This is a genomic window from Bacteroides sp. NGMCC 1.200775 (assembly GCF_040798045.1).
Classification (GTDB): Bacteria; Bacteroidota; Bacteroidia; order Bacteroidales; family Bacteroidaceae; genus Bacteroides; species Bacteroides hominis.
On sequence record NZ_JASCQK010000004.1, the window covers coordinates 447,559 to 470,365 of the forward strand.

Genomic DNA, 22,807 nt, shown 5'->3' on the forward strand with positions numbered 1-22,807 from the left:
TAAAGGTTTACTTCAGTACACCTAATTCTTTACCTACTTTGATGAATGCAGCGATACATTTATCGAGGTGTTCTTTCTCGTGACCGGCTGAAATCTGTACACGGATACGTGCCTGGTCTTTCGGAACTACCGGATAGTAGAAACCTGTTACATAAATACCTTCTTCCTGCATGCGGGCTGCATAAACCTGTGACAGTTTGGCATCGTACAGCATCACGGCACAGATAGCACTCTGAGTCGGTTTGATGTCAAATCCGGCTGCGGTCATCTTGTCGCGGAAGTAGTTTACGTTTTCTACCAGTTTGTCATGGATTTCGTTGCTTTCTTTCAGCATCTTGAATACTTCGAGGCTGGCACCGATAATACCCGGAGCAAGTGAGTTTGAGAACAGGTACGGACGGCTGCGCTGGCGAAGCAGGTCGATGATCTCTTTGCGGCCGGTTGTGAATCCGCCCAAAGCACCACCAAAGGCTTTACCCAGAGTTCCGGTGTAGATATCTACACGTCCGTAAGTGTTGTACTGTTCGCTTACTCCATGACCGGTTGCACCAACTACACCGGCAGAGTGAGATTCGTCTACCATCACCAGGGCATCGTACTTCTCGGCCAGATCACAGATTTTGTCCATTGGAGCTACATTACCGTCCATTGAGAATACGCCGTCGGTAACGATAATGCGGAAACGCTGGGCTTGTGCTTCCTGCAGGCAACGTTCCAGATCGGCCATGTCTGCATTGGCATAACGATAGCGTTTTGCCTTGCAAAGACGTACTCCGTCGATGATAGAAGCGTGGTTCAGTGAGTCGGAGATGATGGCATCTTCGTCGGTGAACAACGGTTCGAACACACCGCCGTTGGCATCAAAGCAAGCTGCGTACAAAATAGTGTCTTCGGTTTTGAAATAGTCTGAAATTGCGGCTTCCAGCTCCTTATGTATATCTTGAGTTCCGCAGATGAAACGTACAGAAGACATACCGTATCCACGACGGTCCATCATCTTCTTTGCACCTTCGATCAGGCGGGGATGGTTAGACAATCCAAGGTAGTTGTTGGCACAGAAATTCAGTACTTCCTTGCCTTTAACAGTGATAGCAGCTTGTTGTGCACTTTCGATTAAGCGTTCCTCTTTGTAGAGGCCTGCTTCTTTAATTTCAGCAATCGTGTTGCTGAGGTGTTCTTTCATTTTACCGTACATAGTGTTTGGGGTTTTAGTTTCTTTTGCAAAGGACACAATTTTTCTTGGAATAAACAACATATATTTGGTATAAAAATGAAAAAAAAGTGCTTACTTTGCGCACCATTTAGCTTAATACACCTTATTAGTAAAGATAATGAAAAATATTTTGGTAATTGGAGCAACCGGCCAGATTGGTTCGGAGCTCACGATGGAACTACGTAAACGCTACGGAAACACACATGTAGTAGCAGGTTATATTCACGGGGCAGAGCCCAAAGGGGAATTGAAAGAATCCGGTCCGTCGGCGGTAGTCGATGTAACAGATCAGGAGATGATCGCCTCTGTAGTGAAGGAGTATAATATCGACACAATCTACAACCTGGCAGCCCTGCTGTCTGTTGTGGCCGAATCGAAGCCCAAACTGGCTTGGAAAATCGGTATCGACGGATTATGGAATGTACTCGAAGTGGCCCGCGAAAACAAATGCGCCGTGTTTACTCCGAGTTCGATCGGTTCGTTTGGCGAAAGCACACCTCACGTGCAGACACCGCAGGATACCATTCAGCGTCCGCGCACTATGTATGGTATCAGCAAGGTAACCACGGAGTTGCTGAGCGACTATTATTTTAATAAGTATGGCGTAGATACACGTGCCGTGCGTTTCCCGGGAATCATTTCGAATGTGACACCTCCGGGAGGTGGTACGACTGACTACGCAGTAGACATCTACTACTCTGCCGTAAAAGGAGAGAAGTTTATCTGTCCGATTCCGGAAGGAACACTGATGGATATGATGTATATGCCGGATGCGCTGAACGCAGCTATCTCGCTGATGGAAGCTGATCCGACGAAACTGGTACACCGTAATGCTTTCAACATCGCTTCTATGAGCTTTGCACCCGAAACAATTTATGCTGCCATCAAGAAACATGTTCCTGACTTTGAAATGGAATATAAGGTAGACCCGCTGAAACAGCGCATCGCCAACAGCTGGCCTGACAGTATGGATGATTCTTGTGCCCGCGAAGAGTGGGGCTGGAAACCGGCTTACGATTTGGAGAGTATGACAGTAGATATGCTTGAAAAACTAAGAGCTAAATTAAAATAATGTGATGATATAGGCCCATGTGCCCGCCGGAATAATGAAATGGTTTTGAAAACCGGTTGGCACATGGGAATATCGACACATTGCTAACTATTAAAATGAAAACAATAATGGCGGGAGTCACCGTCCTGGTGTTGTTTGCCGCATGTGGAAACAACAAAAAGACTGACGCTGACCCCTTTGCATCTATTACACATCTGGTAGATTCGGCTATGGTGAACAAAGCCGACTCCATTGATAAAGAGAAGGCTTCGGACGAACCTAAACCGATTGAAGCTGACGAATCGTTTGACGACTTTATCTATAACTTTGCTTCTGATGACGCTCTGCAAAGGCAGCGCGTAGTGTTTCCGTTGCCCTACTACAACGGAGAACGAGCTTCAAAAATTGATAAGAAGTACTGGAAGCACGATGACTTGTTTACTAAACAGAGTTATTATACCTTGCTCTTCGACCGGGAAGAGGACATGGACATGGTAGGGGATACTTCACTCACTTCCGTTCAGGTGGAATGGATTTTCATCAAGAAACGAATGGTGAAGAAATATTATTTTGAAAGAATTAAAGGGGCGTGGATGCTTGAAGCAATCAATCTGCGTCCGATTGAGAAAAGCGAGAACGAGGATTTCGTCGAATTTTATGGGCACTTTGCAACAGACAGTATCTTCCAGAGTCACCGAATCCGGCAGCCGCTTGCGTTTGTTACCACTGATCCGGATGACGATTTCTCAATACTCGAAACTACACTTGACTTGAACCAGTGGTTTGCCTTTAAGCCGGTATTGCCTACTGATAAGCTTTCGAATATTAATTACGGACAGCAGAATGATGACAATACTTCACGCAAGATATTGGCATTGAAAGGTATTGGCAACGGGTTCTCCAATATCCTCTATTTCCAGCGCAAAGACAGCGGATGGGAACTGTATAAGTTTGAGGATACAAGTATTTAGTGATTGCTTTTTATGATTATGGAACAAAAATACTCTCTTTTATCACATAACACTTTTGGCATCGATGTGTCCGCAGCTCGTTTTTTGGAGTACGCTTCAGTGGATGAATTGCATCGGTTGATTGATTCAGGACAAGTGACTTCTCCTTATTTGCACATTGGGGGAGGCAGTAACCTGCTGTTTACTAAAGATTACGAAGGTACTGTTTTACACTCGCGTATCGAAGGAGTAGAGGTGGTGGACGAAACGGATGATGATATTGTCGTTCGTGTAGGTGCAGGTGTAGTCTGGGACGACTTTGTGGATTATTGCGTGAAGCATAATTGGTACGGTGCGGAAAACCTCTCCCTGATTCCCGGAGAAGTGGGAGCCAGTGCGGTGCAGAATATCGGGGCTTATGGGGTTGAGGTAAAAGATCTGATTGTGCGGGTGGAAACCTTGAACATTGAGGGGAAAGAACGTGTTTATGATATTTCAGAGTGTGGATATTCCTATCGGGACAGTATCTTTAAGCGCCCTGCAAATAAGAGTGTTTTTGTCACTTATGTCAGCTTTAAGTTAAGTAAGAAGGAATATTATACGTTGGATTACGGTACTATCCGCCGGGAATTGGAGAAGTATCCTACGGTGACATTGGAGACCGTGCGCCGGGTGATTATCGCCATCCGTGAGGAGAAATTGCCGGATCCCCGGGTGATGGGTAATGCGGGAAGTTTCTTTATGAATCCGATTGTGTCCCGCATCAAATTTGAAGCGTTGCAAGAAGAGTATCCACATATGCCTTTTTACGAAATAGATGCCGACCGGATAAAGATTCCCGCCGGTTGGATGATTGATCAGTGTGGCTGGAAAGGTAAAGCTTTGGGGCCGGCAGCGGTACATGATAAGCAAGCGCTGGTACTGGTGAATCGCGGAGGAGCCAGAGGCGCGGATGTTATGGCACTTTCGGATGCAGTACGCGCTTCGGTTAGAGAGAAGTTTGGAATAGATATTCATCCGGAGGTGAATTTTATCTGAAATGAAAATAAGAATACTTGGTAGCGGGACTTCTACCGGAGTGCCCGAGATTGGATGCACTTGTGCGGTTTGCACTTCAAAAGATCCGAAAGATCATCGTCTTCGTACCTCGGCGTTGGTGCAGACCGGGGATGCTACTTTATTGCTGGACTGCGGTCCGGATTTCAGGGAACAGATGTTACATGTCCCGTTTGGTAAAATTGATGCCGTATTGATTTCCCACGAACATTATGACCATGTGGGAGGTTTGGATGACTTACGTCCTTTCTGTCGTTTCGGAGAGGTACCTATTTATGCCGAAACGTATACGGCTGAGCGTTTGCGTAGCCGGATGCCTTATTGCTTTGTGGAACATACTTATCCGGGAGTTCCGAATATTCCTTTGCGTGAGATTGAACCCAATCGTCCGTTTCTTGTTAATCATACCGAAGTGTTACCCTTGAGGGTAATGCACGGCAAACTGCCCATTCTGGGATATCGGATCGGAAAGCTCGGATATATTACTGATATGCTGACCATGCCTGATGAATCGTTTGAGCAGTTACAAGGGGTAGATGTGCTGGTGATGAATGCATTGCGTGTAGCACCACACAACACCCATCAAAGCCTTTCTGAAGCGCTGGAGGCTGTGAAACGCATTGGGGCAAAGGAAACCTGGTTTATTCACATGAGTCATCATATCGGACTTCAGGCAGATGTGGAAAAACTACTTCCTCCGCATGTGCATTTTGCATTCGACGGGCTTGAAATAGAATGTTAGTGATTAATGCTTAATAATTCTTTCTTTAAGTATATTTTGTTTTATTTGGAGAATTTATTATTTTTGCAGTGAGCCGATAAACAACGAATGCCATGAAACTCCGTACGATAGTGAAAATAGCCGTAATCTCGTCTGTTGTACTACTGTGTACAGGCTTTGCTATGTTTTCTTTTTTCAGATTATCGGCGGTTGAGGGGCGTAAAGACTTTAATCTTTATACGCTTGTTCCGCGCTCGGCCACTGTGGTTCTCGAAACGGATGATCTTGCCGGGATGATACAGAGTATCAATGAACTGAGTTGTAGCAAAGATCAGCATTTCCTTTATATTTCCAAATTATTTTCTTATTTGAAACTCCATCTTTATACATTGTTGGAAGATACGCCTCACGGGTTGAGTAAACAGATGAATAAGGTGTTGTTGAGCTTTCATGAGCCGGATAATGACCGTAACCAGGTGTTGTATTGCAGTTTGGGAAATGGTGATTATGAGTTAGTGGAGAAATTTATACGTAAATACTGTTCAAGCAGTTTCCCATCAAAACTGTTTGATTATAAAGGGGAGGAGATACGCATCTATCCGATGCCGGATGATAGCTTTTTAGCTTGCTACTTCACTTCCGATTTTTTGGCGGTGAGCTATCAGAAGAAGCTGATAGAACAAGTGATCGACGCACGTTTGTCGAAAAAGTCTTTGCTGACCGACAGCTCTTTTGTAAAAGTGCATGAAGACAAGCGTGCCCGTGTAGCGGCTACTATTTATGCCCGTATGCAACCCTTGAGTATGGGCAAGGCTACCGATGGGATTCGTTCGTGTACACAATTGGGGGGATGGACCGAATTTGATATGAAAATGAACGGGGATGCCATTTACTTTTCTGGAGTCAGTCATGATACTGATACCTGTATGACTTTTATGAACGTGCTTCGGCAACAACAACCTGTAGAAGACTTTCCGGGAGACATCCTGCCGGCTTCTACTTTCTTTTTCAATAAACGGTCGGTGACGGATATGCAGGCGATGCTTGACTTTACTGCCCGGCAGGAATATACAACATCAACCTATTCAGACTATATCAGGGACCGGGACGGAGAACTGCTTGCATTCCTCAAGGATAATGCCGGAGGCGAACTTGTGACCTGCCTGTTCCATTCGGCGGACACTCTTGCGAATCCTTGTGCGGTGATGACTATTCCCTTGAAGGATGCCCAGCAGGCTGAGCGGGTGTTGCAAGGAGTGCTCCGGAGTGCTCCGAAAGAAGTGGACGGCCCTCCGAAGCCACGTACTACTTTCTGTAATACGCCTTTAAGAGCTTATACGCTTTATGTGTTGCCACGTAATACATTGTTTACGCAATTGACCGGAATCACGGAATCTGCCTTATATGTCTATGCTTGTTTCTATGGAGAGAGACTGATTTTGGCTCCGGATGCGGAGAGTCTTGCCACATATGTCCGTTGCCTGGATAAAAAAGAAATTCTGAACGATACTCCCGGATACGAGGAAGCGGTAGTAAATCTTTCTCCGTCATATAACTTTATGATGGTGGCTGACTTGGGAGAAACTTTTTCCCAGCCGGAGAACTACGTCAGGTTGATACCTGCATTTTTCTTTCGCAATCAGGAGTTCTTCCGTCATTTTGTTCTTTCTGCACAATTTACCTGTACTGACGGAGTTGTCTATCCTAATGTGGTTTTGATTTATAAAGGTGATTCTGACGATGTTTCCTGACTACGGTAAGAGGCACAAAACCCCGAAAGAAATTGGATAGCTTTCGGGGTTTTGTGTCTTATACTAAGGCATGTTTGCTTAGAAAGGCAAGTCGTCTTTTGCATCACCGGCAATGAATTCCGGTGCTGAAGATGGTGCCGGAGGAGGAACCGGAGCTCCCGGAGTCATGGGTGCGCCTGCGCCTACACGCTCTACTTTCCATGCACGGATACTGTTGAACCAACGATCCTGCCATTGACGTGCATCGATATCGAATGATACGGTCAACTCTTCACCCATCTGGATGTTGAATTGTTCTATTTTGTCTGCTCCGAAGATGTCGAAACACATTTTCTTTGGATATTGATCATGATTTTCGATTACATACTCCTGAGCCTTCCATTCGTTGCCGCTTGTCTTAGAAACTCCACCTCTGGGCTGGAGTATAGCGATAATTTTTCCTGTAAATTCCATTGCGATAATTTTAAATTGTGCGGCGAAGTTACAATTTTTTAGGGATATCCGACGAATATTCTCCTGTTTTTTCTTCTCTTTTATTGTGCTGCCTCGATCTTTTTTGTAACTTTGTGCTTTGCAAAAATATAAAATTTAAAATCACAGATTATATGAAATTTATCGTTTCAAGTACTGCACTTTCCAGCCATTTACAGGCTGTTAGCCGTGTGATAAACTCAAAAAATGCGCTGCCTATTTTAGATTGTTTTCTCTTTCAGTTGGAGGACGGAACACTGTCTGTGACTGTTTCTGATAGTGAAACTACGATGGTAACCTCGGTTGAGGTGAACGAGAGTGATTCTAACGGAAAGTTTGCCGTCGCTGCAAAAACGTTGCTCGATGCATTGAAAGAGATTCCGGAACAACCGTTGACATTCGAAATAAAGCCGGATACCTATGAAATTACGGTACAGTACCAAAATGGTAAATATAGCCTGATGGGGCAGAATGCCGACGAGTTTCCGCAATCGGCTACACTCGGTGATAATGCGGTTCGTGTGGAGATGGAAGCACAGATATTGCTGGGAGGCATTAACCGTTCGGTATTTGCTACTGCCGATGACGAACTCCGTCCGGTGATGAATGGTATCTACTTTGACATTACGACTGAAGACATTACAATGGTAGCTTCGGACGGGCACAAGTTGGTACGTTGTAAAACATTGGCTGCACGCGGAAATGAACGTGCTGCATTTATTTTGCCCAAAAAACCGGCAACTTTGTTGAAGAACCTGTTGCCTAAGGAATCGGGTATGGTGGTGATCGAGTTTGACGAACGCAATGCTGTCTTCACGCTCGAAAGTTATCGTATGGTTTGCCGTCTGATTGAAGGACGCTACCCCAATTATAATTCAGTGATTCCACAAAACAATCCGCACAAAGTGACGGTAGACCGTATGCAGCTGATAGGTGCTTTGCGTCGTGTATCCATTTTCTCTTCACAGGCAAGCAGTCTTATCAAACTCCGTATGCAGGAAAACCAGATAGTGGTTTCGGCTCAGGATATTGATTTCTCTACTTCTGCAGAGGAAACACAGGTGTGCCAATATGCCGGTGCAGCAATGAGTATTGGCTTTAAATCTACTTTCCTGATCGATATTCTGAATAATATCTCGGCAGAGGAAGTGATCATTGAATTGGCTGATCCGTCAAGAGCAGGTGTCATTATTCCGGTAGAACAGGAAGAAAACGAAGATTTGTTGATGCTGCTGATGCCGATGATGCTGAACGACTAACTGCGGAACAGAAATAGAATCGGATTCATTACAGAGGACACAAAGATCACAGAGACATCATTCTTTTGAATTGAAGTTCTGTGCACTCGGTGTCCTCTGTGGTGAATTTAAACAAAACCGTATAAATAATGAAACTCAACCTAAAGAACCCTATTGTCTTTTTCGACCTGGAAACGACCGGGACTAACATCAACTCAGACCGAATTGTAGAAATCTGTTATCTTAAAGTATATCCGAACGGGAATGAAGAGTCGAAAACTCTCCGTATTAATCCCGAAATGCCTATTCCTGCCGAATCATCTGCCGTTCATGGTATTTTTGATGCTGACGTAGCTGATTGTCCTACTTTTAAGGAGGTGGCAAAAAGCATTGCGAATGACATTGAAGGTTGTGATCTGGCTGGTTTCAACTCCAACCGTTTTGACATTCCCGTGTTGGCGGAAGAGTTTCTTCGTGCCGGGGTTGATATTGATATGAGTAAGCGCAAGTTTGTTGATGTACAGGTAATTTTCCATAAGATGGAACAACGTACTCTTTCGGCTGCTTATAAATTCTATTGTGGCCGTAATTTGGAAGATGCACATACAGCGGAAGCCGATACCCGCGCCACGTACGAGGTTCTGATGGCTCAACTTGACCGCTATCCGGAAGATTTGCAAAACGATATGTCTTTCCTGGCCGATTACTCAAGCTATAACAAGAATGTGGATTTTGCCGGACGTATGGTGTATGATGACAATGGAGTGGAGGTTTTTAATTTTGGCAAATACAAAGGCCAGCCGGTGAGTGAAGTGCTGAAAAAAGATCCCGGATATTACAGTTGGATTCTCAATAGTGACTTTACGCTGAATACAAAAGCCATGTTGACGAAGATTCGCCTGCGTGAGTTAACGGGAAAATAACTATGCTGAACGGAAAGAAAATTATACTTGGCATTACCGGTAGCATTGCTGCTTATAAGGCTTGCTACATTATACGCGGCTTGATTAAACAGGGAGCGGAGGTACAGGTCGTAATTACTCCTGCCGGAAAGGAGTTTATTACTCCGATAACTTTGTCCGCTTTGACCAGTAAGCCTGTTATCAGTGAGTTTTTTGCCCAGCGGGACGGAACGTGGAACAGCCACGTAGACTTGGGGCTTTGGGCAGATGCTATGCTGATAGCGCCTGCGACGGCTTCTACCATTGGTAAAATGGCAAATGGCATAGCAGACAATATGCTGATCACGACTTATCTGTCAGCGAAGGCACCGGTGTTTATCGCTCCGGCCATGGACTTGGATATGTTTGCGCATCCCAGTACCCAGAAGAATCTGGATACGCTGCGTTCATACGGTAATCATATCATTGAACCGGCTTCGGGAGAATTGGCAAGCCATTTGGTAGGTAAGGGGCGCATGGAAGAACCGGAGAATATTATCCGGGTACTTGATGAGTTCTTTTCCTCTACGGGCGAGCTGGCAGGAAAGAAAGTGCTGATTACAGCCGGACCGACTTATGAAAAGATTGATCCGGTACGTTTCATTGGTAATTATTCTTCCGGTAAAATGGGATTTGCATTGGCAGAGGAGTGTGCCCGTCGCGGAGCGGAGGTAGTGCTGATAGCCGGACCGGTGCAACAGAAGGTATATCATTCACACATTACCCGTATTGATGTGGAGTCTGCTCAGGAAATGTATGAGGCTGCTATGGCGCAATACCCATTGGTGGATGCCGGAATATTATGTGCTGCAGTAGCAGATTTTACTCCGGATGTTGTAGCCGATAAGAAGATAAAACGGGAGGGAGATGATTTGATGCTACATCTCAAGCCCACCCACGATATTGCCGCTGCATTGGGTAAACTGAAGACACCGGGGCAGAAATTAATCGGTTTTGCTCTTGAAACGGATGATGAACAGCGTAATGCCGAAGGAAAACTGATCCGGAAGAACTTCGATTTTATTGTACTGAATTCATTGAATGATGCAGGTGCGGGTTTCCGTTACGATACAAATAAAATCAGTATTCTCAGTTGTAGAGGCAGAACCGATTATCCGTTAAAATCCAAGACTGAAGTAGCCAGAGATATTATTGATCGAATGATAAAAGAATTGTGATTTATGTTACGTTCATTATACATCCAGAATTATGCTCTGATTGAGAAACTTGATATCCGTTTCGAAACCGGATTTTCTGTGATTACCGGTGAAACCGGTGCCGGGAAATCCATTATTCTGGGCGCAATCGGACTTTTACTCGGACAGCGTGCTGATGTGAAGGCTATTCGGCAAGGTGCTTCGAAATGTATTATTGAGGCCAGGTTCGATATATCAGCTTATCATATGGAAGCTTTTTTCGAAGAGAACGGGCTGGAGTATGAGCCCGAATGTATACTTCGCCGTGAGGTACAGTCTTCCGGCAAAAGCAGAGCATTTATTAACGATACGCCTGCATCGCTCACACAAATGAAAGAATTGGGCGAGCAATTGATCGATGTACATTCGCAGCACCAGAATCTGTTGCTTAACAAAGAAGGTTTCCAGCTCAATGTACTTGATATACTTTCCCACAACGAAGAGGCTTTGGATGTATATCATCATTTATATCAGGAATGGAAAAAGCTCAGTAAAGAACTTGACGAACTGATTGTACTGGCCGAACAGAGCAAAACGGATGAAGATTATATCCGTTTCCAGTTAGAACAATTGGAGGAGGCACATCTTTCTGCCGGAGAGCAGGAAGAATTGGAACAGGAGGCCGAAACATTGGCACATGCCGAAGATATCAAAGCCGGATTATATCGGGTAGAGCAAACTCTTGCCTCAGACGAAGGAGGACTGTTGCCTGCTTTGAAAGAGAGTTTGGGTACTCTGAATGGATTGCAGCGGGTATACCAGCCTGCCGGAGAATTGGCTGAACGGATGGAGAGCACTTATATAGAACTGAAAGATATAGCTCAGGAAATATCGGATCAGGGAGAGAGTGTCGAGTTCAATCCATCCCGGCTGGAAGAAGTGAATGACCGGTTGAACCTGATCTATTCTTTGGAACAAAAACACCGTGTTCAGACAGTAGAAGAGTTGATCGTCCTTTCAGAGCAATATGCAACGAAACTTGCTGCCATTACTTCGTATGATGATCGGATAGCTCAATTGACGGAACAGAGAGATGCGCAATATAATAAGGTAAAGAAACAGGCGTTTGTCCTGACGAAGGCCCGTACGGAGATTGCCTGTGAAGTGGAAAAGCAGATGGCAGCTCGTCTGATTCCTTTGGGAATGCCCAATGTCCGCTTCCAGGTGGAAATGGGGCTGAAAAAAGAATTGGGTCCCCAAGGAGAAGATACGGTGAACTTCTTATTCTCTGCCAATAAGAACGGAGCGCTGCAGAGTATATCTTCAGTTGCGTCCGGTGGTGAAATAGCTCGTGTTATGCTGTCTATCAAGGCAATGATAGCAGGAGCCGTAAAATTGCCCACTATTGTGTTCGATGAAATCGATACCGGAGTATCCGGTGAGATTGCAGATCGCATGGCGGACATCATGCAAGAGATGGGTGAACAAAACAGGCAGGTGATCAGTATCACCCACTTGCCTCAGATTGCTGCCCGTGGACGTGCCCATTATAAGGTATACAAGCGGGATAATGATACGGAAACGAATAGCCATATTCGTCGTCTGACTGACGAAGAGCGGGTAGAAGAGTTGGCACATATGCTGAGTGGCGCCACTTTGACCGAGGCTGCACTAAGCAATGCAAGGGCATTGCTGGAACCTTCTTTGAAAGAGAGAAAAATAATAAAATAAGTATATAGTGGCGTGCAATGAACATTGGCGAGTTGCATACTCTAAAAATGCAGACAATTACATGATTGATAAAAGCGAAATGATTTTCGGCGTCCGTGCCGTGATTGAAGCCATTCAGGCTGGTAAAGAGATAGACAAGATTTTGGTGAAGAAAGACATTCAGAGTGACTTGTCCAAGGAGCTGTTTGCTGCTCTGAAAGGTACGCTGATTCCTGTTCAGCGCGTCCCGGTGGAACGTATCAACCGCATCACCCGTAAAAATCATCAGGGTGTAGTGGCATTCATATCTTCGGTGACGTATCAGAAGACCGAAGATCTGGTGCCTTTCCTCTTTGAGGAAGGTAAGAGTCCGTTCTTTGTTATGCTCGACGGGATTACGGATGTGCGTAATTTTGGTGCCATAGCCCGTACTTGCGAATGTGCCGGAGTGGATGCTGTCATTATTCCTGCGAAAGGAAGTGTTACGGTCAATGCGGATGCGATGAAGACTTCAGCCGGAGCTCTGCATACTTTGCCTGTCTGTCGTGAACAGAACTTAAAGACAACTTTACAATATCTGAAAGATAGTGGATTCCGCATTGTGGCTGCTACCGAAAAGGGTGATTATGATTATACGAAGGCCGACTATACCGGTCCGATGTGCATCATTATGGGCGCCGAGGACACCGGTGTTTCGTACGATAACCTTGCGTTATGCGACGAATGGGTCAAGATTCCGATGTTGGGCAGTATTGAGTCACTCAATGTGTCGGTAGCCGCTGGTATCCTGATTTATGAAGGCGTGAAACAACGTACAAACTAAAACAACATTCAAATACATGAAAAAGAGCATATTATTCACATTTGTGCTTTGTCTCCTGTCACAATGGAGTGTAGCGCAAGCCCCCAAATGGGTAGAGAAGGCGAAACGATCGGTGTTTTCCATCGTTACGTATGATAAAGACGACAAAATTCAGAATACTGGTAACGGATTTTTTGTGACCGAAGACGGAGTGGCTCTGTCTGACTATTCTTTGTTTAAAGGAGCTCAGCGTGCTGTTATCATTAATTCCGAAGGAGAGAAAATGCCGGTTGAATGTATTCTGGGAGCCAATGATATGTATGATATCATAAAGTTCCGTGTCGGCATTACAGTAAAGAAGGTACCGGCATTACAGGTGTCCACTGTAGCTCCGGCTGTAGGTGCCGAAGTCTATCTGTTACCTTATTCCACTCAGAAAGGTGGAAACGTGACCAGCGGCAAAGTGAAAAAGGTGGATAATATCGGTGGTGATAAATATCATTATTATACACTGGATATGGTATTGAAAGATAAGATGGTGAGTTGTCCGGTAACGACAGCGGACGGTAAAGTGTTCGGAGTGGCACAAAAAGCTTCCGGACAGGATACTACCTCTATTAGTTATGCAGCAGGTGCAGCTTTTGCCATGTCACAGAATATCAATGCTCTTGCACTGAGCGATGCCGCACTGAATGCAATCGGTATAAAGAAAGGCTTACCTGAAGATGAAGATCAGGCTTTGGTTTACCTGTTTATCGCTTCTACGCAAACTACTCCTGAGGCTTATGCCGTTGCCCTTGATGATTTTATCAAAACTTTCCCGAACAGTGCGGATGGCTATCTTCGTCGTGCAGGGAACTATGTGTTTGCAGGTAAAGATATGGATAAAGCAGCTGCCGATTTGGAGCATGCCCTGAAGGTTGCACAGAAAAAGGATGATGTTTATTATAACATAGCCAAGTTGATATACAACTATCAATTGAGTAAACCTGAAACCACTTATAAGGATTGGACATATGATAAGGCTCTGGCGGATGTGCGTAGTGCGATAGCTGTTCAGGATTTACCTGTATACCGTCAACTTGAAGGAGATATTCTTTTTGCCAAGCAGGATTATGCCGGTGCATTTACCAGCTATGACAAAGTGAACGGAACCGAATTGGCATCTCCGGCTTCCTTCTTCAGTGCTGCCAAGGCAAAGGAATTGAGTAAAGCTGCTCCCGAAGAGGTCGTTGCTTTGCTGGATAGTTGTATTGCCCATTGTCCGACGCCCATTACAGCAGATTTGGCTCCCTATCTGTTGGAACGTGCCCAGATGTATATGAATGTAGAAAAGTATCGTCCGGCGCTGGCCGATTATGATGCATATTTCAATGCAGTGAATGGCAGTGTTAACGATTTGTTTTATTATTATCGGGAACAGGCTGCCTTCAAAGCCAAACAATTCCAGCGTGCTTTGGATGATATCACAAAGGCAATCGAGCTGAATCCGGAAGATCTCACTTATCGGGCAGAGTTGGCAGTGGTCAACCTGCGTGTGGGACGCTATGCGGAGGCCGAGCAAGTATTGAAAGATGCATTGACTGTTGATCCGAAATATGCCGAAGCATATCGTTTGTTAGGAATTTGCCAGATTCAGTTGAAGCAAGAAAAAGAGGCTTGTGCAAGTTTTGCCAAAGCAAAAGAACTTGGCGATCCTAATGTGGATGAACTGATTAAGAAGCATTGTAAATAAAGTGCCGGAAATATAAAAGAGAAGAGGTTATCGTCATTGCGATAACCTCTTTCTTTATGGGGGAGATCCATTTCTAACATCTCCATTTTGTTAAAGTTTAGGTCTTATTCGGTTAAAGTTATTCTGATTCTTTTGTGTATTCATATATATAAATACGTTTGTTTGCCGAATACTGCATAGCTCTTATATTTTTTTATTATCTTTGTTTTCATAAGAATTTTCCTGATAGGAGTTTTTTATCATCCTCAGGATATCAACTTTACCATAAATGTCAATCATTAATAAACCAAGTAAAATGAAAAAAGTAATTTGCAGTGATAAGGCACCGGGAGCTATCGGTCCTTACAGTCAAGCTATTGAAGCGAATGGAATGGTATTTGTTTCCGGTCAGCTTCCTATCGATGCAGCTACGGGACTGATGCCCGACGGTGTGGAAGCACAAGCCCGTCAGTCTCTTGAAAACATAAAACATATCCTTGAGGCTGCCGGTCTGACCATGTCAGATATTGTAAAAACGACAGTTTTCCTCCAGGATATGTCTTTGTTTGCAGGAATGAATGGGGTATATGCAACTTATTTTGAAGGCGCATTTCCCGCCCGTTCGGCTGTTGCCGTGAAAGCCTTGCCTAAAGATGCTTTAGTCGAGATCGAGTGTATCGCGGCACGATAATAAGTCGGCTACAATAAAGCTACTGCCTCCTACGAAGATCAAGTCTTCCGGGAGGCTTTTTTCTTGTGCGGCCTTTACAGCCGATTGAACATCAGGATAAGTTTTACCCTGCAGTCCGGCAGAGGCTCCGATTTGCTGTAACAGAGTCTCTGACAGAGCTCTTTTGACGCTCGCTTTGGTGAAATAGTAGACTGCATTTTTAGGCAGTAAAGCCAGTACTCCACTGACGTCTTTGTCATTCACCATACCGATGACCATGTGGAGGCGTTCATATTTCATTTGCTTTATTTGCTCTACGATATAAGAGATACCTGCGACATTGTGTCCCGTGTCACAAATGATGGTGGGAGAGTTTCTCAATTTTTGCCAGCGTCCTTGTAGTCCGGTCATTTGGTCTACTTGCCGGAAACCGTTTCTTACGTCATTGTCACTGATCTTATAACCTGACTTCCTCAGGATGGGAAGAGCAGACAGGAGTGTATTTGTGTTTTTTAGTTGATATGAACCTCCCAATACTCCTTCCAGTTCGGGATATGTCTCGTTTTCGTAGATCCAGCCGGAAACAGCTTCTGCTTCTTCTGCTTGTACAGCACTGGAGTGTTTTTCCGGACATTCTGTCCATTTTCTGTTCGTACAAGTTTTGAATTTTGTTGCTCCTTTTAGTCTTTGTTCTTCTTCTGCGAAGATGATAGGAGCTTCCACTTCCTGAGCTTTCTGCAAAAATACGGGCTTAGTCTCTTCGGTTGTTTCACCAATGACAACCGGTACACCTTTTTTTATGATACCTGCTTTTTCTGTCGCTATTTTTGCCAGTGTATTGCCCAAAAATTGCATGTGGTCGAAACTGATATTGGTGATAATACTCAAATCCGGATGAATGATGTTGGTGCAATCCAGGCGTCCTCCCAGTCCAACTTCGATTACAGCTACGTCGATATGCCGGTCGGCAAAGTATCGGAATGCCATGGCTGTAGTCAGCTCGAAGAACGAAGGATGCAATGGTTCAAAAAAAGAACGGTGGCTTTCCACAAAACGGATCACATATTCTTGTGAAATGGTCTCGCCATTGATGCGGATACGTTCGCGGAAGTCGACTAAATGGGGCGAAGTATAGAGCCCGACTTTATATCCGGCCGACTGCAAGATTGCTGCCAATGTGTGTGAGCAAGAGCCTTTTCCATTAGTCCCGGCGATGTGGATACTTTGAAACGTGGTGTGAGGATGTCCCAAATATTCGTCTAATGCATGGGTGTTTTCCAGTCCCTCTTTGTATGCACTGCTTCCTACCTGTTGGAACATGGGAACGCTGTTGTATAGGTAGTCTAAAGTTTCCTGATAATTCATGTTTTATAATATTTAACGGGCAACTTCTTTTGTTTGCCTTTTTATTTGTTATCTTAGTTGCAACAATTCAACACAGAGGTGTCGATTGTCTTTTTGATTGCAAATATCAACATTTAAATCTAAGAATCATGGGAACAAAGAAAAATTTTGTGCTCGACACGAATGTTATTCTCCACGACTACAATTGCCTGAAGAATTTTCAGGAGAATGATATTTATCTTCCGATTGTTGTTTTGGAAGAATTGGATAAATTCAAGAAAGGTAATGAACAAATCAATTACAATGCGCGTGAGTTTGTGCGCGAACTTGATTTAATAACCGACGATAGCCTGTTCACCCATGGCGCCCCTTTGGGCGAAGGACTGGGCAAGTTGTTTATTATAACAGGTGATTCGGAAGCTCCTAAAGTACATGAATCGTTTCCTGCCCGTAAACCGGATCATCAGATATTGGCTGTAGCCGAGTTTCTGGCACGGAAGTATCCGAAAATGAAAAATATCCTGGTGACTAAGGATGTCAACTTACGGATGAAAGCCCGTTCCATAGGGATACTTTGCGAGGACTATATCACCGATAAGGTTGTGAATGTCGATATTTTCGAAAAATCGAACGAGGTATTCGAAAACATAGAACCGGAGTTGATCGACCGTATTTACTCGTCCAGAGAAGGGCTGGATATCAATGAATTTGATTTTAAGGACATTCTTCGTCCCAACGAATGTTTCATTCTTAAGAGTGATCGCAGCAGTGTGCTTGCCCGTTACAATCCCTTTACACACATGGTCTGCCGGGTAAATAAAACGAAAAATTATGGAATCGAACCGCGTAATGCGGAACAGAGTTTCGCTTTCGAAATTCTGAATGATCCCGATATAAAACTGGTGGCTTTGACAGGTAAGGCCGGAACCGGTAAAACATTGCTTGCCCTGGCCGCAGCTTTGGGAAAACTTACTGAATATAAACAAATTCTGCTGGCACGTCCTATTGTGGCCCTTTCCAATAAAGATTTGGGATTCCTTCCGGGAGATGCGACTGAAAAGGTAGCACCCTATATGCAACCTCTGTTCGATAACCTGAATGTAATAAAACGTCAGTTTGCCTCAAACTCTACCGAAGTGAAGCGGTTGGAAGATATGCAGAAGAGTGAGCAATTGGTGATCGAGGCTTTGGCATTCATTCGCGGACGAAGCCTTAGCGAAACCTACTGCATAATTGACGAAGCACAGAATCTGACCCCACACGAAATTAAAACTATTATCACCCGTGCCGGAGAGGGAACCAAGATGGTGTTTACCGGAGATATCCAACAGATTGACCAACCTTATCTGGACAGTCAGTCTAATGGTCTGGTGTATATGATCGATCGCATGAAAGATCAGAACCTGTTTGCACATGTCAATCTGGTGAAAGGTGAACGCAGCGAATTGAGTGAATTGGCAAGTAACTTAATGTAATATCCATATTTTAAAGGGACGGAAGAAGAGAATTCCGTCCCTTTTTTACACTATTATTCCACTTTTATTGTGTTAAAAACTTTATTTTGTCAAATAAAAACGCACGGGTTAGTGAAAATAGTGTATCTTTGCACCGCCTAAAACAAAAACTGTAAAACAAATGAAACAGAATTTTTTCCATCGGTATCTTTCCGCGAAGGTACTGCCCATTTGGACTATCCTATTGATTGACATATTTATTATTGTCGCATCCTGTTTGCTTGCCTATTCGCTTCGTTACGATTTTCGCAGCATTTTTCTGGATTCGTCTACGATAGATAAGACCATTCTTTGGACAGTAGTGGCTAATTTGATTTTCTTCCGGGTATTCCGTACCTATTCAAATGTACTTCGCTTTTCTTCGTTTGTGGACATTATGCGCATTTTTGTGTCGCTTACGGTCTCTTATGGGGTACTGATGATTCTGAGTGTTCTGCTGGACGCTTATCTGGGTGTCCGGATTGGTGCCATCAGCGTGCTGTTTATGGCGTACGTGATCAATTTTGCCATGATGGCTTGTTCGCGTATAGTAGTTAAGATGTTTTTTGAAGTGCTCAACTTCGATGGTAGTCATACCACTAACGTATTTATTTATGGTGCCAAAGAGGCCGGAGTGAACATAGCCAAGTCTCTGCGTGTAAATTTGCGTAATCATTATCGTCTTCGTGGTTTTATAGCCGACGAGCCGGAGTTGATTGGTAAAGTTATGATGGGAGCTAAGGTATTTCCAAACGACGAACTACTAATTGAAAACATGAACGACCGTGATGTGCATACCATCATCGTTTCTCCGGTTAAGATGGAGAAACTGAAAAAGTCCGACATGATTGATACGCTGCTCTCTAATAACGTGAAGTTGCTGACCGCTCCTCCTCTGAGCGAATGGGGCGGACAATCACTCAATAAAACCCAACTGAAGGAAATACAGATTGAAGATCTCTTGCAACGCGAACCTATCGAGGTAGATATTCATAAGATTGCTTCCCATTTGGAAGGTAAACGAGTGATGATTACCGGTGCTGCCGGTTCTATTGGTAGTGAGATTATGCGTCAGGTTGCATCTTTCAACCCATATAAGTTGATCCTGATTGATCAGGCTGAGACTCCGTTACATGACATTCGTCTGGAATTACAAGATCGTTGGCGTGATATCGATGCTGAGACGATTGTTGCTGATATATCGAACGCTACCCGCATGGAAGCTATTTTCCGTGAATACAAGCCTCAATACATATTTCATGCAGCCGCGTACAAGCATGTGCCGATGATGGAAGACAACGTGTCGGAGTCTATTCAGATTAATGTGTCGGGTACACGTACGCTTGCCGATCTTGCCGTTAAATTCGGTTCGGAGAAATTTGTGATGATTTCTACGGATAAGGCTGTCAATCCGACCAATGTAATGGGATGTTCAAAGCGTATCTGTGAAATCTATGTACAGTCATTAGCGAAAAAATTACAGAAGGAAGGCACTCGTTCGGTGCAGTTCATTACCACTCGTTTCGGTAATGTATTAGGCTCTAACGGTTCGGTTATTCCCCGTTTCCGCGATCAGATTCAGCGTGGAGGTCCTGTAACTGTTACTCACCCTGAGATTATCCGCTATTTCATGACTATACCCGAAGCTTGTCGTCTGGTATTGGAGGCCGGTAGTATGGGTAATGGCGGAGAAATCTACATCTTCGATATGGGTAAGCCCGTGAAGATTGTCGATCTGGCTAAGCGAATGATCAGTCTTTCGGGACGTACGGACGTGAAGATTGAATTTACCGGTTTGCGCCATGGCGAGAAGCTGTACGAAGAGTTGCTCAACGTGAAAGAGCTGACCAAGCCCACTTACCACGAAAAGATTATGATTGCCACTGTGCGTGAGTATGATTATGACGAAGTGAAAGAGAGAATTCAGAAATTAATCGATGTAAGTTACACCTATGATCAGATGAAGATCGTAGCTGCCATGAAAGATATTGTTCCGGAGTTTGTGAGTAAAAACTCTTGTTTTGAGGCATTGGATAAGAAAGACTAATCATCAGAACCTGCCGGAATATCTTGATCTTAATTATATAATCAGAAGCTATAGGTTTAACTATAACTTCTGATTTTTTTATGTATTAATACCTTCTGCTATTTCGCAAATTTGTTAAACATATCTTTTACTTTGCCTGTTTCAGGCATATTCAATAAATAGAACTTTTCACAGGTACTTGCTCCGTATTGGCAGTTTACTGTACCGAAATCTTCTTCTTTACCCGACCGGTTATTTCCGTCCATGCGGAGGAATACATTCGGGAAGGCAACTGATTCAATGGTATATGAACCGTCGTTCTGTTCGTGCAGCTTGAAGTGTTCCCAGTCACTCGCTCCAAACTGACAGTTTACATGTCCTGCACCCGATCCTGCAAAGCCACGAATGCCACTTCCGTCCATGCGGAGAAATACCCCGGGATACTTTACTGATTCAATGGTAAACGTACCATTTTTCTGTTCTTGTACTTTAAATGCTCCGGTAGGAGACATATTTTTCTGGCAACTTACTTTTCCTGCACCTGCACCATTGGCTTGGGTAATTCCATTTCCATCCATCCGAAGGAATACATCTTTGAAAGCTACTGATTGAATCAGCAGCGGTTTCGAGAAATTTACTTTAATCATAATTCTTCTTGAGAAATATTTTATTCTCCTGTATTGAAGAGAACTTTCTTCCTACTCTATTTCCGGCTTTTCGGTTCCGCCCGTTTTTATTTATTCTTTGTAAGCTTACGACAGCAAAAGTGAAAAGAAAAGCCCTATCCTGAAAATATAAATTCCGAATAAGCTATAGTTCCTTTTAAAAGGAGGGATCGGTCTTTTGATTGCTTTCCTTGAGGGACAAGGACACGCGGCCCTGTATGCTTATAAGACAATAGCGTTCATTCGGAAAAACATTCTTCCGGTTTAAAATATAAAATTGTAACCGGGTCGGGCACTCTCTATTTTTGCCGTCATAAAAGTCTGAATAGAAAATTGAAATTTATAAATAATCACAGATATGGCTGCAAAAATATTAAGTGTAGATGATGAACTCGATTTAGAGGTATTGCTTACCCAGTACTTCAGGCGACAGATACGAAAAGGTGAATACGAGTTTGCCTTTGCCCATAATGGGTTGGAGGCTTTACAGAAACTTCTGGAAACTCCTGATTTCGATATTATCCTGAGTGATATTAATATGCCCGAGATGGATGGATTGACCTTGCTGGCCAAGATCAATGAATTGAAAAATCCGGCGATGAAATGTATTATGGTCTCTGCTTATGGAGATATGGACAACATACGTTCTGCCATGAATAAGGGGGCATTCGACTTTGCTACCAAGCCGATAGATCTGGAAGACTTGTCGCGGACTATTGAAAAAGCAATCGAACAAGTCCGTTATATCCGGGAGTCACAGCAGGAACACAATCAACTGGAGTCTATCAAGAATGACCTGGCCATTGCAGGAGAAATCCAGCAAACCATTCTTCCCCGTTCTTTTCCGCCTTTTCCTGAATTGGCGGGAATGGTCGATATCTATGCCTCCATGACCCCGGCCAAAGATGTAGGTGGTGACTTTTACGACTTTTTCCAGATTGACGACGAGCGCATAGGTCTGGTGATTGCCGACGTATCCGGGAAAGGTGTACCCGCATCCTTGTTCATGGCCGTTAGCCGGACACTGCTTCGGGCAACCGCTCTCCGGGGAGTATCATCGGCTGAATGCCTCACTTATGCCAACAAGCTGCTGTGCAAAGAAAGTATGGACTCTATGTTTGTGACGGTTTTTTATGGGATCTATAACTGTAGGACCGGTGTAATGGATTATACCAATGCCGGACATAACCCTCCATCTATTCTTCGGAGAAACCGATCGGCAGCGTACTTGCCCGTCGCTTCCAATTTTGTGGTCGGAGTGTTCGATGACATTGAATTTGAAAGTAATACATTGGAGTTTGGAGTCGGAGATACTCTACTTCTGTATACCGATGGGGTAACGGAAGCCTTCAATGATAAACGCGAACAATTCTCGGAAGGCAAACTGCAGGAAGTTCTGGGTGCTTTGCAAGAAGATACTTCAGCGAAAGAGGTCGTTACGCAGGTGCTTCACTCTGTCAGGGCTTTCTCCGGAGATTATCCTCAGTCCGATGATATCACTTTACTGTCTCTTCAACGAATCAGATAATACTAAAAAATAAGAAAACTATGGAAAAGTATGAAATCCATCCAGTTGGTGCCGTTTTGGATTCAAATACAAGCGCTGACGAACAAACTAAAATTGTAGCTCTTATTGAGCAAGGGCATTCTGTGGCGTTGGACCTCAGCAATTGTTCCTACGTATCCAGTGCCGGATTACGCGTTATGCTCTACGCCTTTAAACTGGCAAAGGCTAAAGGCAGGAATGTATGTCTTGTCGGTGTGTCGCAAGAGATTAAGGACGTAATGCACATGACCGGATTCGATAAGTTTTTTCGTTTCTATCAGACCCTTGACGAATTATCACAATCTTAAA

Annotated in this window: 20 protein-coding genes; 16 read left to right on the plus strand and 4 right to left on the minus strand. The window is 44.1% G+C overall.

Features of this window, described 5'->3' with window-relative positions:
- Positions 1-7: 7 nt before the first annotated feature.
- On the minus strand, positions 8-1,195 hold the full coding sequence (kbl, locus tag QK890_RS13620) for a glycine C-acetyltransferase (protein ID WP_005806971.1): 1,188 nt from the start codon (positions 1,193-1,195) through the stop codon (positions 8-10).
- A gap of 136 nt (positions 1,196-1,331) precedes the next feature.
- On the opposite strand from kbl, the gene QK890_RS13625 reads away from it, so the two are divergent.
- The 5 genes from QK890_RS13625 (at position 1,332) to QK890_RS13645 (ending at position 6,742) form a co-directional block, all read left to right on the plus strand.
- Complete coding sequence (locus QK890_RS13625; RefSeq protein ID WP_005780013.1) at positions 1,332-2,285, plus strand: NAD-dependent epimerase/dehydratase family protein; 954 nt, start codon at positions 1,332-1,334, stop codon at positions 2,283-2,285.
- Positions 2,286-2,380: 95 nt separating this feature from the next.
- A complete protein-coding gene (locus QK890_RS13630) occupies positions 2,381-3,235 on the plus strand; it encodes a DUF4348 domain-containing protein (protein WP_005780011.1) in 855 nt (284 codons plus the stop codon).
- Between the two features lie 18 nt (positions 3,236-3,253).
- Positions 3,254-4,252 carry a UDP-N-acetylmuramate dehydrogenase gene (murB, locus tag QK890_RS13635; protein WP_032541048.1) on the plus strand — a complete coding sequence of 333 codons (999 nt, stop codon included), beginning with the start codon at positions 3,254-3,256 and terminating at the stop codon, positions 4,250-4,252.
- Position 4,253: 1 nt separating this feature from the next.
- Positions 4,254-5,012 carry an MBL fold metallo-hydrolase gene (locus QK890_RS13640; RefSeq protein WP_005780008.1) on the plus strand — a complete coding sequence of 253 codons (759 nt, stop codon included), beginning with the start codon at positions 4,254-4,256 and terminating at the stop codon, positions 5,010-5,012.
- 92 nt (positions 5,013-5,104) lie between these two features.
- Positions 5,105-6,742, plus strand: coding sequence for a hypothetical protein (locus tag QK890_RS13645; RefSeq protein WP_032541037.1), 1,638 nt, complete (start codon positions 5,105-5,107; stop codon positions 6,740-6,742).
- A gap of 78 nt (positions 6,743-6,820) precedes the next feature.
- On the opposite strand, the gene QK890_RS13650 is transcribed toward QK890_RS13645, so the two are convergent.
- On the minus strand, positions 6,821-7,195 hold the full coding sequence (locus tag QK890_RS13650; RefSeq protein ID WP_005780004.1) for a DUF3127 domain-containing protein: 375 nt from the start codon (positions 7,193-7,195) through the stop codon (positions 6,821-6,823).
- A 152-nt stretch (positions 7,196-7,347) separates the two neighbouring features.
- Between QK890_RS13650 and dnaN the strand changes: the two genes are divergently transcribed.
- The 7 genes from dnaN to QK890_RS13685 all read left to right on the plus strand — a co-directional run bounded on the left by dnaN (position 7,348) and on the right by QK890_RS13685 (position 15,445).
- Positions 7,348-8,472, plus strand: coding sequence for a DNA polymerase III subunit beta (dnaN, locus tag QK890_RS13655; protein WP_005806961.1), 1,125 nt, complete (start codon positions 7,348-7,350; stop codon positions 8,470-8,472).
- A gap of 128 nt (positions 8,473-8,600) precedes the next feature.
- On the plus strand, positions 8,601-9,374 hold the full coding sequence (locus QK890_RS13660; protein WP_005780002.1) for a 3'-5' exonuclease: 774 nt from the start codon (positions 8,601-8,603) through the stop codon (positions 9,372-9,374).
- Positions 9,375-9,376: 2 nt separating this feature from the next.
- Entirely contained in the window at positions 9,377-10,570 is a 1,194-nt protein-coding gene (coaBC, locus tag QK890_RS13665; protein WP_188520544.1) for a bifunctional phosphopantothenoylcysteine decarboxylase/phosphopantothenate--cysteine ligase CoaBC, read from the plus strand.
- Between the two features lie 3 nt (positions 10,571-10,573).
- A complete protein-coding gene (gene recN / locus QK890_RS13670) occupies positions 10,574-12,259 on the plus strand; it encodes a DNA repair protein RecN (protein WP_367627405.1) in 1,686 nt (561 codons plus the stop codon).
- Between the two features lie 61 nt (positions 12,260-12,320).
- Entirely contained in the window at positions 12,321-13,061 is a 741-nt protein-coding gene (rlmB, locus tag QK890_RS13675; protein WP_005779999.1) for a 23S rRNA (guanosine(2251)-2'-O)-methyltransferase RlmB, read from the plus strand.
- Between the two features lie 16 nt (positions 13,062-13,077).
- Positions 13,078-14,775 carry a serine protease gene (locus tag QK890_RS13680; RefSeq protein ID WP_122200455.1) on the plus strand — a complete coding sequence of 566 codons (1,698 nt, stop codon included), beginning with the start codon at positions 13,078-13,080 and terminating at the stop codon, positions 14,773-14,775.
- A gap of 295 nt (positions 14,776-15,070) precedes the next feature.
- Complete coding sequence (locus QK890_RS13685) at positions 15,071-15,445, plus strand: RidA family protein (RefSeq protein WP_005806951.1); 375 nt, start codon at positions 15,071-15,073, stop codon at positions 15,443-15,445.
- Here the strand turns inward: QK890_RS13685 and QK890_RS13690 are convergent.
- The gene (locus tag QK890_RS13690) at positions 15,413-16,789 is read right to left on the minus strand and encodes a folylpolyglutamate synthase/dihydrofolate synthase family protein (RefSeq protein WP_032541039.1); all 1,377 of its coding nucleotides are present in this window, start codon (positions 16,787-16,789) and stop codon (positions 15,413-15,415) included. The genes QK890_RS13685 and QK890_RS13690 overlap by 33 nt on opposite strands.
- A gap of 128 nt (positions 16,790-16,917) precedes the next feature.
- Between QK890_RS13690 and QK890_RS13695 the strand changes: the two genes are divergently transcribed.
- Together QK890_RS13695 and QK890_RS13700 are read left to right on the plus strand one after the other, a co-directional pair.
- Entirely contained in the window at positions 16,918-18,243 is a 1,326-nt protein-coding gene (locus QK890_RS13695; protein ID WP_005779995.1) for a PhoH family protein, read from the plus strand.
- Positions 18,244-18,403: 160 nt separating this feature from the next.
- A complete protein-coding gene (locus QK890_RS13700) occupies positions 18,404-20,308 on the plus strand; it encodes a nucleoside-diphosphate sugar epimerase/dehydratase (RefSeq protein ID WP_005806946.1) in 1,905 nt (634 codons plus the stop codon).
- Between the two features lie 98 nt (positions 20,309-20,406).
- On the opposite strand, the gene QK890_RS13705 is transcribed toward QK890_RS13700, so the two are convergent.
- Positions 20,407-20,934 carry a hypothetical protein gene (locus QK890_RS13705; protein WP_005806944.1) on the minus strand — a complete coding sequence of 176 codons (528 nt, stop codon included), beginning with the start codon at positions 20,932-20,934 and terminating at the stop codon, positions 20,407-20,409.
- Positions 20,935-21,310: 376 nt separating this feature from the next.
- Here QK890_RS13705 and QK890_RS13710 point away from each other — a divergent pair, with 376 nt between their 5' ends.
- A complete protein-coding gene (locus tag QK890_RS13710) occupies positions 21,311-22,480 on the plus strand; it encodes a PP2C family protein-serine/threonine phosphatase (RefSeq protein ID WP_005779991.1) in 1,170 nt (389 codons plus the stop codon).
- Positions 22,481-22,500: 20 nt separating this feature from the next.
- A complete protein-coding gene (locus QK890_RS13715; RefSeq protein WP_005779990.1) occupies positions 22,501-22,806 on the plus strand; it encodes an STAS domain-containing protein in 306 nt (101 codons plus the stop codon).
- Position 22,807 lies beyond the last annotated feature (1 nt).